This is a genomic window from Ruegeria arenilitoris (genome assembly GCF_013030985.1).
In the GTDB taxonomy this organism is placed as follows: Bacteria; Pseudomonadota; Alphaproteobacteria; order Rhodobacterales; family Rhodobacteraceae; genus Ruegeria; species Ruegeria arenilitoris_B.
The window spans coordinates 158,246-173,798 of the sequence record NZ_WPYP01000006.1 but is presented as its reverse complement, the minus strand read 5'-3'; the positions used below and the strand labels follow the sequence as shown (position 1 = coordinate 173,798).

Below are 15,553 nucleotides of genomic sequence, written 5' to 3'. Positions count from 1 at the left end.
CCCAATAGGACCGGCCCGAATTTTTTGCAGGATCGTCGGATCAGACGAAGAACTGCGCACCGTTGGCCGAAATGGTCGAGCCGTTGATGAACTGAGAATCGTCGGACGCCAGGAACGCCACGCAGCGGGCGATTTCCTCGGGCTCACCCAGGCGACCGGCCGGGATCTGACCGATGATGGATTCACGAACTTTTTCCGGAACCGCCATGACCATCTCGGTCGCGATGTAGCCGGGGCAGATCGCGTTGGCGGTGATGCCTGCGCGCGCACCTTCCTGTGCCAGCGATTTCACGATGCCCAAATCGCCCGCTTTGGTTGCGGCATAGTTTACCTGCGCGAACTGGCCCTTCTGACCGTTGATCGAGCTGATGACGATCACGCGGCCAAACTTGCGCTCGCGCATGCCGGACCAGACGGGGTGTACGGTGTTGAATACGCCGGTCAGGTTGGTGTCGATCACTTGGTGCCACTGTTCCGGGGTCATTTTGTGGAACGGTGCATCGCGGGTGATGCCCGCGTTGGCAACCACGATGTCGATCGGGCCAACCTCGGCTTCGACCTTTTCGATACCCGCTTTGGATTCGTCATAATCGGCCACGTTCCACTTGTAGGTGGCAATGCCGGTTTCCTCGGTGAATTTTGCCGCCGCTTCGTCGTTCCCGGCATAGGTGGCTGCAACATTATACCCTTCGGCCTTGAGCGCCTTGGAAATTGCTGCGCCGATGCCGCGGGAGCCGCCGGTTACGAGTGCTGTACGTGCCATTGAGGATTCCTCCAATTAAGTCTGCTTGGTAATTCTGTTACTCTGAGAGAGATTGTTGCGCAATATCGTTTCGTGCTCGATTTCGTTTTTCTGTCCGGTGATATTGTCGCATCTATTGGGTAAAGGGTGATTGTAACAAAAAAGGGCGCCCGACGGACGCCCATTTATGATTAATTGTCAACGCACTTAGTCGCGCTCCACGCAGAGAGCGACACCCATGCCGCCGCCGATGCAGAGGGTCGCCAGACCCTTCTTCGCATCACGACGCTTCATTTCGAACAGCAGCGTGTTCAGAACGCGGCAGCCGGATGCGCCGATCGGGTGGCCGATGGCGATCGCGCCGCCGTTGACGTTCACGATCGACGGGTCCCAACCCATGTCCTTGTTTACGGCGCAGGCCTGCGCAGCAAAGGCTTCGTTGGCTTCGACCAGGTCCAGATCGTCAACCGACCAGCCCGCTTTCTCCAGTGCCTTGCGTGACGCGTAGATCGGGCCAACGCCCATGATCGACGGGTCCAGACCGGCGGTCGCGTAAGATGCGATGCGGGCCAGAGGCTCAATCCCGCGCTTCTCGGCATTTTCGGCCGACATCAGCAGGGTTGCCGCCGCGCCGTCGTTCAGGCCGGATGCGTTTGCAGCGGTGACCGAACCGTCCTTGGTGAAGGCGGGGCGCAGCTTGGCCATCGCCTCCATGGTTGCGCCGTGGCGGATGTATTCGTCGCTATCCATCACGATGTCACCCTTGCGGGTCTTGATGGTGAAGGGCACGATCTCATCTGCGAACTTGCCGGCCTTCTGCGCGGCCTCGGCCTTGTTTTGCGAGGCGACGGCGAATTCGTCCTGCATGTCACGGCTGATCTGCCACTTCTCGGCGACGTTTTCGGCGGTCTGACCCATGTGGTAGCCGTTGAAGGCATCCCACAGGCCGTCGCGGATCATGGTGTCGATATACTTCATGTCGCCCATCTTGTGACCGGCGCGCAGAGCGGCGGCGTGGGGCGAGAGGGTCATGTTTTCCTGACCGCCGGCGGCAACGATTTCGGCATCGCCCAGCTGAATGTGCTGAGCACCCAGCGCGACGGCACGCAGGCCCGAACCGCAGACCTGGTTGATGCCCCAGGCCGCGCTTTCCTGCGGCAGACCGGCATTGATATGTGCCTGACGGGCCGGGTTCTGACCCTGAGCCGCGGTCAGCACCTGACCCATGATGGTTTCGCTTACCTCACCCTTTTCGACGCCGGCGCGCTCGACGACGGCCTCAAGAACGGCGGCCCCCAGGTCATGTGCGGGTGTGTTTGCAAACGAGCCGCCAAAACTGCCGACACCGGTGCGTGCTGCGGATGCGATTACTACGTTGGTCATATAGACAATCCTTTACCATCAAGGTCCTGTGGGAACCGTAACGGCGCGGATCGCAAAGGCAAGGCCCCTGTGAACCAGAGCGCCTCCTGATCCCCCGCTCCAACTGCACATGGCATAGCGTAATGCTGCAATTGCAGCAACGGTCACCTTGTCTCAGGGTGCCCTAAGGGCAGTTTTGCGTGGTTAGCTGCCGGTTTGCTGGGTTTTCACGTCCTTCCACGGGGCCGAAACGGTGGGGGCACCGAACAGGAACCCCTGCAAACAGTCCACGCCATTGGCCACAAGGAATTCGGCGTCTGCCTTGGTTTCCACCGATTCGGCCGTCACCAGAATTTCAAACTCTCGTGCCACCGCGACCAGGGCGCGGACCAGCGCCTGATTGTCGGGGTTGTCGCTGATGCCGCGCACGAATTGCCCGTCGATCTTGGCGGCGTCGAACAGGAACTCTCGGAAATGGCGGAAGCTGAAATTGCTGGCTCCGAAATCATCCAGCGCAAAGGCGACGCCGCGCGGTTGCAGCCGATCCATGAAATCGATCACCAGTTCCGGCACCGTCATCGCCGAACTTTCCGAAATTTCGAGGATCAGCCGTTCGCCGATACCGGCATCTTTTTTCAGAAACCGCTCCAGCACCCGCGAATACCGCGCATACCCGATCGAGCGCGCGGACATGTTGATCGACAGGCGGATGTCGGGGTTTCTGGCCAGCGTTCGCAGCCCCATCTCCAACGCGACGCAATCCAGATCCCGCCCGATGGGAGTGTTTTCCAGTTGGGGCATGAAATCCCGTGCGGGAATGACCCGCCCGGTTTCATCCAGCACCCGAATGAATCCTTCGTAGAACGCTACACCAAACGGGGGATGCGCCTGCATGATGGGTTGAAAGGCCAGTTTACACTGTTTGTGCTTTACGGCCTCGGTCGCCATTTGAACGGTGGAGGTGTCACGAGATGTAACAGCCGCGTTCAGAGGGCTTTCGGCACCCTCGGGCATATCTGCCTGTTCTTTTCCCCGCATAGCCTTGCCATTCCCATTACGTCGCCGCTCGGGATCTGATTTCAGAGCAAAACTATGAATCTGCGGTTAAGGGGGGAGAAAATGATGCGGTTCAGCGCACCGTTTCCCAGACGCGGCCCAAGGCGGCCGCTGCGCCGATTACTGCGCCCATGAAGCCCAGTGCCAGCATGACAAACCCCAGCGCGATGAGGCTGGGGGCGCCGCCTGCCAATGCCGTCAGCATAGCCAGCACCAGCCCGACCAGACCAAGAACGGTTGATACACTCGTCAATCTGGACATTTCGGCCTCCGGCTACTTGATACGGGTCACATCCGCTGAATATGGAATGTGAATTTCCGCTTTCAAGGAACGGGGGGTGCCGGATCGGCGGATTTAAGCCTGTTTTGCCTGCGTATTGGGCGTTTCTGCCTCATATTGCTCGAATCCGGGCGTTCCGCGATCTTCGGGGTAGCGGGCCAGGTGTTTGGCTTTGATCTGCTCAGAACTGTCACGGCTGCCGTCATGGCTGTAACCCGGTGGCGCAAAGCAATAGGCCAGACGCTCGCGCAGGGTCAGCCCCGGTCGCGTCGCGTCACGCCAGATGCCGACCCATTCGTGGAACGCCACGCGCAGCGGGTTGAACGTGCCGATATTATGGACCAGGCCATAATCGACGCGGTCATCGTCTTGTTCAGGTACGAAAGTGCCGAACATCTTGTCCCAGATGATGAAGACACCTGCATAGTTGCAATCCAGATAGCGCGCGTTGCGGCCATGATGGGCACGGTGGTGGCTGGGGGTGTTCATCACCGCCTCGAACCAGCGGGGCATCTTGCCGATGGCTTCGGTGTGAATCCAGAACTGGTAGATCAGGTTCAACCCGCCGCAGAACAGCACCATCGCCGGGTGAAAGCCCAGCAGGATCAGCGGCGCGCGCACCAGCATCATGAAGGTGAAGGTATAGGTCCAGGTCTGTCGCAGCGCGGTGGTCAGGTTGTAGTGTTGCGAGCTGTGGTGATTCACATGGCTGGCCCAGACCCAGCGGATGCGGTGGCCAAAGCGATGCACCCAGTAATAGCGCAGATCGTCCAGTACAAAGCACAGGATGATCACCGGGATCGAGGTGCCCAGGTTCAGCGGCGTGATCTGCCACAGCCACATGAAAAACCCATAGGCGATGAAGCCCAGCAAAAAGCCCGAGGCGATATTTCCCGCCCCCATCACCAGCGAGGTCACCGCATCGCGCGTCTCATACCGGCCGCCCTTGCCCTTGATGGCGATCCACACAAACTCGGCCAGAATGGCGGCGATGAAAAACGGTACCGCCCACTGCACGGCATCGGGAAAGGTCACTTGGTCGGTCATGAGGGGTCCATCAGATGTTCCCAGTGCGGGCGTTCGAATTCGTCAAGGCGGACGATGGCTTTGGGTGTGCCGAATTCGTGGAACTGGATCTCAAACCCTTCGGGGTGATCCAGCCAGTCGAAATCCAGCAGATGCCGGGCTACGGTATCGGCACCGAAAGACCACAGCAGCCCGTTGCCGGTCTCTGTCCGGATCAGGGCCGAGTGTTTGTCATGTGCAATGGTGATGTCGATGATCTCGTCGTCGGGCGCGTGACGCAGCCATTCCGCGCGCGCGGTCTCGGGGGTCAGTTCGCGTACCCGTGACCGCCCGGTCAAATGCAGCAACACCGTCACGCCAACGATGCCTCCGACAACCAGAACCAGCAGTATTTCAAGCGGCATTCCATCCTCCCGCCCGCAGAGTGCAGAGCAGTCAGGATGCTGTCAAAGGTTGCGTGGCGTCAGCCTGCTTCGAGCGTGTCGAGTATTTCGTGCTGCACCACACGTTTCACAAAGGGCACCAGTCCGTCGGGGCCCGAGGCGCGATCCTTGAGGTGAATGCAGATATCCGGCCTGCGTGCGGCGATGATGCCGACCAACTCGCCGCGTATCTTGTCATCCAGACCGGCGCCCATGATGGCGCAGACAATCCGGGGCTCGGCATCCAGTTGCCGCCGGACCTCGTCGGGGTCATGTGCCCCCAGCCATTGAATCGGCATGTGATCCAACTGCCGCGCCACATCGCCGATGACGTTGGGCAAGCGGCCAATCAACAGAACGACGGGTTTCATAGTCGCCTCCCTTCCAAAAGGTAACAAACGAAAAACCGGCCCATCGGGGCCGGTTCCAGTCTAGCACAGATTGCTGGGAATGGCGTATTCCTTAGCTTTCAGCGCCCACCAGCGTTGAAATAATCGCTTTTGCGCTGTCCGAATTCCAATCGGCGTCCCCGATCAGCCGGGCGATCTCATTGCCGTCGGGATCGAGGATCACCGTGATCGGCAGCGCGATCACGCCGAATTCCCGCGCCACGGCCGAGCCTTTGTCCTGATGGCGGGGCAGGTTTTCGATGCCGTTCTCTTCGAAGAATTTCTTGATCCCTGCAGGCGAGTTGCGCCCGGTGGCCAGTGTCAGCACCTCGAACTTGTCGCCGCCAAACTCTGCCTGCAGCTCGGCGATCTGCGGCATTTCCTTGCGGCAGGGCGCGCACCACGTGGCCCAGAAGTTCAGCAGAACATATTTGCCCCTGTAATCCTCAAGCGTCGCGGTGCCGCCGTCATCTTCCAGCTGAAACTCGACCGCTTCGACCGGTTTCGGCTCTTTATGCAGGATCAGCCGTTTCAGCGTGCCCTCGCGCAGCGGGCCCAGAGTTTCCGCATCCATGGCCAAAGCCGCATTTGCACCCAGCGCAAGGGCCATATAAAGGGGGATCAGACGAAATAGGCGCATATCAACTCCGGGTTTTCTTACATGACCGATCAATCCTCGAACCAGATGTGGGGCGGCCGCTTTGCCGCCGGTCCAGACGCGATCATGGAGGCAATCAATGCCTCGATCGGGTTCGATCAGCGGATGGCAGCCCAGGACATCGCAGGCTCGCGCGCCCATGCCGCCATGCTGGCGGCCACAGGCGTTATTACTGATAGTGACGCCGAAGCAATTCGGGAAGGGCTGCTCACCGTTTTGTCAGAAATCCAGAACGGCGAATTTCAGTTCTCGACCGCGTTGGAAGACATCCACATGAATGTCGAAGCGCGGCTGAAAGAGGTGATTGGCGAGCCCGCGGGCCGTTTGCACACGGGCCGCAGCCGGAATGACCAGGTGGCGACCGATTTCAAGCTGTGGGTTCGCGATCAACTGGACGCGGCCGAAACTGGTCTGTTGGCTCTGATCCGCGCGCTTTTGGCGCAGGCCGAGGCGGGCGCCGATTGGGTCATGCCGGGCTTCACCCACCTGCAAACCGCGCAGCCGGTGACATGGGGCCATCACATGATGGCGTATGTCGAGATGTTTGGTCGTGACCTGAGCCGCGTGCGGGATGCGCGCGCGCGGATGAACGAATCCCCCTTGGGGGCTGCGGCGCTGGCCGGAACGTCCTTTCCCATCGACCGCCAGATGACGGCGCAGGCGCTGGGCTTTGACCGTCCCGCTGCCAACTCGCTGGACGCCGTCAGCGACCGCGATTTCGCGCTGGAGTTCCTGTCGACTGCTTCGATCTGCGCCGTGCATCTGTCGCGGTTTGCCGAGGAACTGGTGATCTGGTCCTCGGCCCAGTTCCGGTTTGTCACGCTGTCCGACCGGTTCTCGACCGGGTCGTCGATCATGCCGCAGAAGAAAAACCCAGACGCAGCCGAACTGATCCGCGCCAAGGTGGGACGGATCTACGGTGCCAACACTGCGCTGATGATGGTGATGAAGGGGCTGCCGCTGGCCTATTCCAAAGACATGCAGGAAGACAAGGAACAGGTCTTTGACGCCGCCGACAACTGGATGCTGGCGCTGGCGGCGATGGAGGGCATGGTCAAGGACATGACCGCCAACCGCGAAAGTCTGGCTGCGGCGGCAGGGTCCGGTTTCTCGACCGCGACCGACCTGGCCGACTGGCTGGTGCGGGTGCTGGGCCTGCCCTTCCGCGACGCGCACCACGTTACCGGGTCGCTTGTGGCAATGGCCGAGGGCAAGGGCTGCGACCTGCCCGACCTGACGCTGGAAGACATGCAATCCGTCCACGCCGAGATCACCGATGATGTCTATTCTGTCCTTACAGTCCAAAACTCGGTAAACTCGCGTCAGTCTTATGGCGGTACCGCACCTGATCAGGTGCGTGCCCAGATCAAACGGTGGAAGGCGCTGGTATGATGCAAATACTACGTGTGGTCCTGCTTATCGCGGCCGGGTTTGCCCTGGCCGCCTGCGGTGCCGATGGCGAACCGATCCAGCCAACGGCAAGCCTGGGTGTCGGCGTTGGCAGCAGCGGCACCCATGTCGGTGGTGGTGTTGGGTTCCGACGCGGTGGTTTGGGCGTTTATCTGGGCGTCTGACACCTTTGCAAATTGATTACCGCGCCCCTATCTGCATGGTATGACTGGCCCTGCGCCAACTCCTAAACATAAGACGACACGATGAAATTTTTCGGCCTGATCCTGTCCCTCGCCGTGCTTGCGGCCTGTGATCCTTCCTACACTCCCCGTTCCGAACCCGAGGCGAATTCGGGCAGCTCGGGCGTCTCGGTCTCTGGGTATGCGCGGGTTGGTGTGTCGACAACCAACTGACGGAACGCTTGGGGCTGCGCAGAATCCATTGATCCGGCGGGCGGTTTTGGTCTAAGCGCGCAGTCATGGATCACTTTCTCTACCGCGACGGCGCGCTTTACGCCGAGGATGTCCCGATCTCCGAAATCGCTGCCGCGGTCGGAACCCCGTTTTACGTCTATTCCACCGCGACCCTGCTGCGGCATTTTCAGCTGTTCGATGACGCGCTTGAGGGCACCGATCACCTTGTCTGCTATGCGATGAAAGCGGCCAGTAACCAGGCGATCCTGAAAACGCTGGCGCAGGCGGGCGCCGGGATGGACGTGGTCTCGGGCGGGGAATATCTGCGCGCCAAGGCTGCGGGTGTTCCGGGCGACAAGATCGTGTTTTCGGGTGTGGGTAAAACCGCCGATGAAATCCGCACCGCGCTGACCGGAGGCATCCGCCAGTTCAACGTGGAATCCGAGCCCGAGATGGAAGCGATCAACGCCGTGGCGCTTGATCTGGGCGTCGTTGCGCCGATCACCGTGCGGGTGAACCCGGACGTGGATGCCAAGACCCATGCCAAGATCGCCACCGGCAAGTCGGAAAACAAGTTTGGCATCCCGATCGCCCGTGCGTCCGAGGTTTATGCCCATGCCGCCACCCTGCCGGGGTTGGAGGTGATCGGCATCGACGTCCATATCGGCTCGCAACTGACCGAGCTGGAGCCGTTCGAGCTGGCCTATAGCAAGGTCGCTGAGCTGACCGAACAACTGCGCGCCGAGGGCCACAACATTCGCCGCCTTGATCTGGGCGGGGGGCTGGGAATTCCCTACACCCGTGCCAATGACGCGCCGCCGCTGCCGGTGGAATATGGCGCGTTGATCAAGAAAACGCTGGGCCATCTGGGTTGCGAGATCGAGATTGAGCCGGGCCGTCTGATCGCAGGCAATGCGGGTCTTATGGTCAGCAAGGTGATCTATGTGAAATCCGGCGAAGGCCGCGATTTCCTGATCCTCGACGGCGCCATGAACGACCTGATCCGCCCTGCGATGTACGAGGCACATCACGATATCGTCGCTGTTCAGGAGCCCGAACCGGGCGTCGAGCAACAGCCCTATGACATCGTCGGCCCGGTCTGTGAAACTGGTGATACCTTCGCCAAACAGCGCAACATGCCGCCGCTTGCGGCTGGTGATCTGGTCGCCTTCCGCAGCGCCGGGGCTTATGGTGCCGTGATGGCAAGCGAATACAACACCCGGCCCTTGATCCCTGAGGTTCTGGTGCATGGGGATCAATTTGCAGTTATTCGTGAACGGCCAAGCTTTGACGAAATCATAAACCGCGATACCATACCCACGTGGCTTTGACGCGATGACCGCGCGGGCCCGCTCTGGAGGCCCGCCTTGACCGCAAGACCGACCCTGCCGATCCCGAGACTGTCCCTGTGGCTGACGCACGCAGGGATGCTGGCCGAGCAGGTTTTGCGCGCGTTTTGGCCATTTTTCACGATTTGCATGGCGATTTTGGCGGCTTTGATGCTTGGGCTGCAAGATCTTGTGGGCGTGGAAATCGTTTGGATTGTAGGCGCATTGGCCCTTTTGGGGCTGCTTGCGGCGCTGGTCCTGGGCGCAAGGCGATTCCATATGCCGTCACGGACCGAGGCGCTGATGCGGCTGGATGCCTCTCTGCCCGGGCGTCCGATTCAGGCGCTGATGGATGATCAGGCCATTGGCGCGATGGATGCGGATTCGGTTGCCCTGTGGCGCGCGCACCAGGCTCGTATGGCGCAGCGGGCGGCGCAGGCCGAGCCGGTCAGACCCGATCTGCGGCTGGCTGACCGCGACCCCTACGCATTGCGCTATTCCGCCCTGCTGGCGCTAGTGATCGCGGGTCTGTTCGGGTCGTTCTGGCGCATCGGATCGGTGGCCGAAATGGCCCCGGGAGCTGCCATCGCCGGGCAGGGGCCCAGCTGGGAGGGTTGGGTTGAGCCGCCGCGCTATACCGGCCTGCCGACGCTTTATCTTGCGGACCAGACCGACCCAACGCTGTCGATCCCGCAGGGCAGCCGTATCACCCTGCGGTTCTACGGCGAAGTTGGCGCTCATAGTCTGACGGAAACAACTACGCCTTTGGGAATTGAGGGCGCGAGCGAGCCGGAACAGGAATTTGTTGTCGAACAGTCCGGTCGGCTCAGGATCGCAGGCCCGTCCGGGCGCGACTGGGCACTGGATGTGGTTCAGGATACCGCGCCCAATATCAGTGTCGCGGATGTGGCCGAAGCCGAGGCGGGTGGGCAGATGAAGCTGCCCTTTGCCGCCAGTGACGATTATGGTGTCGTCTCCGGCAGTGCCACGATCAGGCTGGACCTCGATGCGGTGGAACGCCGTTATGGTTTGACCGTTGCCCCCGAGGTGCGCGAGGCGATCGAGGTTGAACTGCCGATGCCAATCACTGGTGATCGGGCCGATTTCACCGAGGATCTGATCGAGGACTTCTCGCAGCATCCATGGGCGCATCTGCCGGTGACAATCACCCTGACGGCACGCGATGCAGCGGATCAGGAAAGTCAGTCCGAACCCTACATGACCAAGCTGCCCGCGCGGCGGTTCTTTGATCCGCTGGCGGCAGCGGTGATCGAACAGCGCCGCGATCTGCTGTGGTCGCGGGACAACGCACCGCGGGTCGCTCAGTTGCTGCGCGCGGTTTCCCATTTGCCCGAGGGGTTCTTCCGATCCGACACCGCCTATCTACGCCTGCGCGTCACCCTGAGGCGGCTGGAGGCGTTCACCAAATACAATCTGAAGCCCAAGCAGCAGGAAGAAATCGCGCAGGCCCTGTGGGATCTGGCGGTCATCATCGAAGAAGGCACGCTGGCCGATGCGCTGGAGCGGATGCGCCGGGCGCAGGAACGCCTGTCCGAGGCGATGAAAAATGGCGCCTCTGACGAGGAGATTGCCGAGTTGATGCAGGAACTGCGCGAGGCAACGCAGGACTATTTGCGCCAGCTGCAGCGTCTGGCGCAGGAAAACGGTGAGTTTGACGAAAACCAGCAAGGCCAGAATGGCGAAACCTTGCAGATGACGCAGGAAGACCTGCAGCGGATGATGGACCGCATTCAGGAACTGATGGAACAGGGCCGCATGGCCGAGGCGCAGCAGGCGCTGGAAGAGTTCCAGCAGATGATGGAGAATATGCGCATCACCCAAGGACAAGGTCAGGGCCAGCAATCCGAAGGTCAGCAGGCCATGGAGGGGCTGGCAGAAACCCTGCGCGAACAGCAGGGGCTCAGCGATCAGGCCTTCCGCGATCTGCAAGAACAGTTCAACCCGGGCGCACAGGCCGGCGAGAGCGAAGGCAATGAGGGCCGCAGCGGTGGTCTGGGCCGGGGTCAGAGCCACGAAGGTCAAGGTGGTCGAGGGCAAGGGTCCGATCAGGCTGAGGGCAACCAGCAGGGGCAGGGATCGCTGGCCGACCGCCAGCAGGCTCTGCGCGATGAGCTGGGCCGTCAGCAGCAAAGCCTGCCCGGCGCGGGAACGCCCGAGGGCGATGCCGCACGCGATGCGCTGGGTCGTGCAGGCCGCGCCATGGACGAGGCCGAAGAGGCGCTGCGCAGTGACGATCTGGCCGAGGCCATCGACCGTCAGTCCGAGGCGATGGAAGCGCTACGCGAAGGGATGCGATCACTGGGCGAAGCTTTGGCCCAGAACCAGCAGAACCAACCCGGCCAGGGCTCGCAGGACGGCGACATGCAGGCCAACAACCGCGATCCGCTGGGCCGCAATCCGGGCGCGAACGGGTCGATCTCGACCGATGACAACATGCTGCAGGGCGAAGACGTCTATCGCCGCGCCCGCGAATTGCTGGACGAAATCCGCCGCCGGACCGGCGAGACGGATCGCCCTCAGATCGAGTTGGAATACCTCAAGCGACTGCTGGAGCGGTTCTAGCGCCGCCCCGCAACCGGATCAGTTCTGCGCCGTTCCCGAGGTTTGCGCTTCGAGCCACAGCCGCGCCTGATCCACCATCGTCACATAGGGTTCAAGGATCGGTTCGGCCTGTGGAACAGCCTGGCTGATCTCCTGCGCGTTGCTGTAGACCAGCATCAGCACAATTCCGATAATCAGGATCAGGGCAAAACCGCGCATGAACCCACCGGATTTGCGCGGCGCGACACTTTCTGCCTCGGTGACATCGCTGCGCAGGCTGGAATTGATCGCCTCGACATCCGGCAGCGCGTCCTTCTGTCCCGCATCTTCTGCGGTCTCGGTGGCTGTCAGGTCTTTGATGGCACGTTCCGTGTCGGGTTCGGGCTCGGGCGGGGTTTCCAGCGCCAGATCGGGCTGGGTCTCAAGGCTGCCGCCTTCGTGGGCGCGCAGGTCGGCCTCGCGGGCGGCCTCTTCCTTGAGGATGTTGGCAACCGCCGGGTCGATATTTCCGGTTGCTGCAGGTTTTTCTGGTGCCACTGCGGCCGCGGGTTCGGGCGAGGGCACAGGTTTGGGAGGCGGAGCAGGTTTCTTGTCTACCTTCACCTCGGTAACACGCGCAAACGCTGCCTCAGCAGCCTCCGCGGGCTTGGGCTCTGCCTCGGCAGGTGTGTCCTCGACAACAGGCTCGGCCGCCTCAGGGGCAGGTTGATCTGGATACTTGGCCTGAAACCAGGTGTTCTCGCAGTTCGAACACTGCACGTCGCGGCCTTCTTCGGGAATGACCTCGTCTGGCACCTCGTACTGGGCGCTGCAATTCGGACAAGTAAGACGCATGCTGCCTCCTGGTCGGGTCCTGGACCCGATAGTAGTTTTTTCAGGGATGATATTCCGTTAAAACCTGACCGCAAAGGGTGTTTTCGGTTTCACGGCCCAAGTGTCACCAATTCGACCCGGTGCAGGCATTGAAACCACCACCGCGCTCGGGCAAGAAGGGCGGCAACTAAAACGGGGGCCCCTGTGATCGAGCTGGAAAATGTCAGCTACACCTATGGTGGTGGCGAATTGCTGAGCGACGTGTCCCTGCAGCTGCACCCGGGGTCGTTCCACTTTCTGACCGGCCCGTCGGGCGCGGGCAAGACCACGTTGCTCAAGCTTTGCTATGGCGCACTGCTGCCCACATCCGGGCGGCTGAGCGCGTTTGAACAGGACGTCGCCCGGCTGGATCGGGACCAGATGGCTCTGCTGCGCCGCCGGATCGGTGTCGTGCATCAGGATTGCAGGTTTCTGGACCACATGACCGTGTCCGAAAACGTTGCCCTGCCGTTGATGGTATCCGGGCAGGCCGAGACCGCCAAGCGAGAGGATTTGAGCGAGCTGCTGTCCTGGGTGGGCTTGGGCGCACGCCTGGATGCGCATCCGCCGGAATTGTCGGGCGGCGAACGCCAACGTGCCGCGCTGGCCCGTGCGGTGATCCTGTCACCAGACGTGGTTTTGGCGGATGAACCCACCGGCAATGTGGACTGGGAGATGTCGCAACGCCTGCTGCGCCTGCTGGTCGAACTGAACAAGATGGGCAAGACCGTTCTGATCGCCACCCATGACCTGAGCCTGATCCGCGCCGCCAAAAGCCAGGTGCAGGCACGCGTGCTGCGGATCTCGCAACGTCAGGTGCAGCTTGCGGGGGCGGATCTATGAGCAAGGGTATGATCCGGAACCTGTTGCAACGGGATGCGCGCGCCGACCGGGTCGTGCCACCCACCGGCTATACCGCGCATCTGACCCTGTTCGTGTCGGGCGCGATGGCCTTTCTGGCGGTGTTTGCGCTGGCGCTATCGCTGGCTTCGGGGCGACTGGCGGATCGCTGGGCAAGTGAACTGGCCGGGGCTGCCACACTGCGTATCAACGCCCCCGCCGATCAACTGGCAGCCCAAACCGCGGCCGCCTTGGCTGTGCTTGATCAGACCCCCGGTGTTGCTTCGGCCCGGGCGCTGACGGCCGAAGAACAAGCCGCGCTGTTGTCGCCATGGTTCGGCCCCGACCTGCCGCTGGACACGCTGCCCATACCGCAATTGATCGAGATTATCGAAGGTGAGCCTGGTCTGGATGCAACCGGCCTGCGCCTGCGGTTGGGGGCCGAAGTGCCGGGCGCGGTTCTGGATGACCACACCCGCTGGCGCGAGCCGTTGGTGGATGCGGCCATGTCGCTGCGGCGATTGGGCTGGGTCTCGATCCTGCTGATCGGTGGCGCTACGGCGGCCATGATCACGCTTGCCGCCAACGCCTCGCTGGCAGCCAACGCCCAGATTATCGAGGTGCTGCGCCTTGTCGGCGCCCGCGACCGCTTTATCGCCCGCGCCTTTGTTCGCCGCTTTACCTATCGTGCGTTTTTCGGTGCGGTTGTCGGGATTCTGCTTGGAATGACCGGCGTGCTGCTGCTGCCCGAAGCCTCGGACGAGGGGGGCTTTCTGACCGGTCTGGGCTTTCAGGGGGCAGGCTGGCTGCTGCCCGCGCTGATCCCCGTATTGGGGGCCGCCGTCGCCTTTCTGGCCACCTGGACCGCCGCCAGCCGCAAATTGAAGGAGCTTTCGTGATGGCCACAGCGTTTCAATGGACCCGTTCGCTGATCTTCATGATCGTGATCTACGCTTGGATGCTGATCCTGGGCATCGTGTTTGCACCTTATGCGCTGCTGACCAAACGCGGCGCGCTACAGGCCTGCAAGACCTATGCCCGCACAACCATGTGGCTGGCCCGCTGGATGGTCGGCATCCGCACCGAAGTTCGTGGTGCCGTGCCCACGGGTGAGGTCGTGGTTGGGGCCAAGCATCAGTCCTTCCTTGATATCATCATAATTTTCGATGCGGTGCCGCACGGCAAGTTCATCATGAAAAGGGAACTGCTCTGGACCCCGGTCATCGGCATGTATGCGCGCCGCCTTGGCTGTATCCCGGTGGATCGCGGTAAAAAGGGCGTAGCGGTGGCCAAGATGGTCAAGGACGTCTCGAAGGAATTCACGGAACCCGGCCAGTTGGTCATCTACCCGCAGGGCACCCGCGTCGCACCGGGGGTGCATCGTCCCTACAAGGTGGGCACGGCGGTTCTGTATGAAGGCCTTGGGTTTCCCTGCGTTCCGGTGGCGACCAACGCCGGTGTTTTCTGGCCGCGCACGGGCGTTTTGCGCAAACCCGGACTGGCGATTGTCGATTTCCTCGATCCAATCGAGCCGGGCGTTGGCCGCAAGGATTTCCTGCAACGGTTGGAAGACGTGATCGAGACACGGTCTGACGCATTGATGAAAGAAGTGGGGTTTGACCCGGATGGAGTTCATTGAAGATATCGAAGCGCTCGAAGGGCTTTATGGCACGCCCGCAGCACCTTCGTTGCGCAAGGTGGCGCATAGCCTGACACCGCTGTACCGCAAGTGGATCATGGCCTCGCGCCTGTGCATCCTGAGTACGGTCGGCCCCGAAGGCACCGATGGCAGTCCGCGCGGGGATGATGGTCCGGTGGTGCTGGAGCTTGATCCCATGACGCTGGCTCTGCCGGATTGGCGCGGCAACAACCGTCTGGATTCCCTGCGCAATATCGTGCGTGACCCGCGTGTGGCGCTGATGTTTCTGGTGCCCGGGTCCAACAACGTCGTGCGTGTAAACGGTCAAGCGCGGCTGACGGCGGATGCCGATCTGCGCGCCCGGTTTGAAAAGAACGGCAAACAGCCTGCCACCGTTGCGGTTATCGAAATTTCCGAGATCTACACCCAATGCGCCCGCGCGATGATGCGTGCCCGCACCTGGAGCGCGGGCGACGAAAGTGCCAATCTCCCCACTGTGGGTGAAATTCTGGCCGAGGCGAGTGCCGGGGAAGAAGGCGGCGCGCGTTACGATTCCGAGTGGGGGGCTCGCGCCGCAAAGACCATGTGGTAA

18 protein-coding genes are annotated in these 15,553 nt (G+C 61.6%); 9 read left to right on the top strand and 9 right to left on the bottom strand.

Translation table 11 applies throughout. The features are described from left to right. Window positions 1-40 precede the first annotated feature (40 nt). The 8 genes from phbB to GOX88_RS13710 form a co-directional block, all read right to left on the bottom strand. Window positions 41-763: an acetoacetyl-CoA reductase gene (gene phbB / locus GOX88_RS13745; RefSeq protein WP_039523022.1), complete on the bottom strand. Its 723-nt coding sequence runs from the start codon at window positions 761-763 to the stop codon at window positions 41-43. Between the two features lie 186 nt (window positions 764-949). Next, the gene (locus GOX88_RS13740) at window positions 950-2,125 is read right to left on the bottom strand and encodes an acetyl-CoA C-acetyltransferase (RefSeq protein WP_170327208.1); all 1,176 of its coding nucleotides are present in this window, start codon (window positions 2,123-2,125) and stop codon (window positions 950-952) included. A 183-nt stretch (window positions 2,126-2,308) separates the two neighbouring features. After that, window positions 2,309-3,142 carry an EAL domain-containing protein gene (locus GOX88_RS13735; protein WP_170402779.1) on the bottom strand — a complete coding sequence of 278 codons (834 nt, stop codon included), beginning with the start codon at window positions 3,140-3,142 and terminating at the stop codon, window positions 2,309-2,311. A 91-nt stretch (window positions 3,143-3,233) separates the two neighbouring features. Continuing rightward, window positions 3,234-3,422, bottom strand: coding sequence for a hypothetical protein (locus tag GOX88_RS13730; RefSeq protein ID WP_170327206.1), 189 nt, complete (start codon window positions 3,420-3,422; stop codon window positions 3,234-3,236). A gap of 93 nt (window positions 3,423-3,515) precedes the next feature. Further along, on the bottom strand, window positions 3,516-4,487 hold the full coding sequence (locus tag GOX88_RS13725; protein WP_170402776.1) for a sterol desaturase family protein: 972 nt from the start codon (window positions 4,485-4,487) through the stop codon (window positions 3,516-3,518). Then, a complete protein-coding gene (locus tag GOX88_RS13720) occupies window positions 4,484-4,870 on the bottom strand; it encodes a hypothetical protein (RefSeq protein ID WP_170402773.1) in 387 nt (128 codons plus the stop codon). The genes GOX88_RS13725 and GOX88_RS13720 overlap by 4 nt, the downstream gene beginning before the upstream one ends. Before the next feature lie 59 nt (window positions 4,871-4,929). Next, a complete protein-coding gene (locus GOX88_RS13715; protein WP_170402771.1) occupies window positions 4,930-5,259 on the bottom strand; it encodes a hypothetical protein in 330 nt (109 codons plus the stop codon). A gap of 91 nt (window positions 5,260-5,350) precedes the next feature. Continuing rightward, entirely contained in the window at window positions 5,351-5,917 is a 567-nt protein-coding gene (locus GOX88_RS13710; RefSeq protein ID WP_170402768.1) for a TlpA disulfide reductase family protein, read from the bottom strand. Window positions 5,918-5,938: 21 nt separating this feature from the next. Here GOX88_RS13710 and argH point away from each other — a divergent pair, with 21 nt between their 5' ends. The 5 genes from argH (at window position 5,939) to GOX88_RS13685 (ending at window position 11,651) form a co-directional block, all read left to right on the top strand. After that, window positions 5,939-7,327: an argininosuccinate lyase gene (argH, locus tag GOX88_RS13705; protein ID WP_170402765.1), complete on the top strand. Its 1,389-nt coding sequence runs from the start codon at window positions 5,939-5,941 to the stop codon at window positions 7,325-7,327. Next, complete coding sequence (locus GOX88_RS13700; RefSeq protein ID WP_437436425.1) at window positions 7,324-7,509, top strand: argininosuccinate lyase; 186 nt, start codon at window positions 7,324-7,326, stop codon at window positions 7,507-7,509. Before argH ends, GOX88_RS13700 begins: the two co-directional genes overlap by 4 nt. A gap of 81 nt (window positions 7,510-7,590) precedes the next feature. Next, on the top strand, window positions 7,591-7,740 hold the full coding sequence (locus GOX88_RS13695) for a hypothetical protein (RefSeq protein ID WP_170402762.1): 150 nt from the start codon (window positions 7,591-7,593) through the stop codon (window positions 7,738-7,740). Between the two features lie 65 nt (window positions 7,741-7,805). After that, on the top strand, window positions 7,806-9,071 hold the full coding sequence (gene lysA / locus GOX88_RS13690; RefSeq protein WP_170402760.1) for a diaminopimelate decarboxylase: 1,266 nt from the start codon (window positions 7,806-7,808) through the stop codon (window positions 9,069-9,071). Window positions 9,072-9,107: 36 nt separating this feature from the next. Next, a complete protein-coding gene (locus GOX88_RS13685) occupies window positions 9,108-11,651 on the top strand; it encodes a TIGR02302 family protein (RefSeq protein ID WP_367648074.1) in 2,544 nt (847 codons plus the stop codon). Between the two features lie 18 nt (window positions 11,652-11,669). Here GOX88_RS13685 and GOX88_RS13680 read toward each other — a convergent pair whose 3' ends face one another. Continuing rightward, entirely contained in the window at window positions 11,670-12,464 is a 795-nt protein-coding gene (locus GOX88_RS13680; protein ID WP_170402757.1) for a zinc-ribbon domain-containing protein, read from the bottom strand. A gap of 183 nt (window positions 12,465-12,647) precedes the next feature. On the opposite strand from GOX88_RS13680, the gene GOX88_RS13675 reads away from it, so the two are divergent. The 4 genes from GOX88_RS13675 to GOX88_RS13660 are packed head-to-tail and all read left to right on the top strand — an operon-like array spanning window position 12,648 to window position 15,553. Then, complete coding sequence (locus tag GOX88_RS13675; protein WP_170402754.1) at window positions 12,648-13,325, top strand: cell division ATP-binding protein FtsE; 678 nt, start codon at window positions 12,648-12,650, stop codon at window positions 13,323-13,325. Then, complete coding sequence (locus GOX88_RS13670; protein WP_170402751.1) at window positions 13,322-14,221, top strand: cell division protein FtsX; 900 nt, start codon at window positions 13,322-13,324, stop codon at window positions 14,219-14,221. The genes GOX88_RS13675 and GOX88_RS13670 overlap by 4 nt, the downstream gene beginning before the upstream one ends. After that, window positions 14,221-14,961 (top strand): lysophospholipid acyltransferase family protein, encoded by a 741-nt coding sequence (locus GOX88_RS13665; RefSeq protein WP_170402748.1) that lies wholly within the window; start codon window positions 14,221-14,223, stop codon window positions 14,959-14,961. Before GOX88_RS13670 ends, GOX88_RS13665 begins: the two co-directional genes overlap by 1 nt. Then, window positions 14,948-15,553, top strand: a complete 606-nt coding sequence (locus GOX88_RS13660; protein ID WP_170402745.1) for a pyridoxamine 5'-phosphate oxidase family protein — start codon at window positions 14,948-14,950, stop codon at window positions 15,551-15,553. The genes GOX88_RS13665 and GOX88_RS13660 overlap by 14 nt, the downstream gene beginning before the upstream one ends.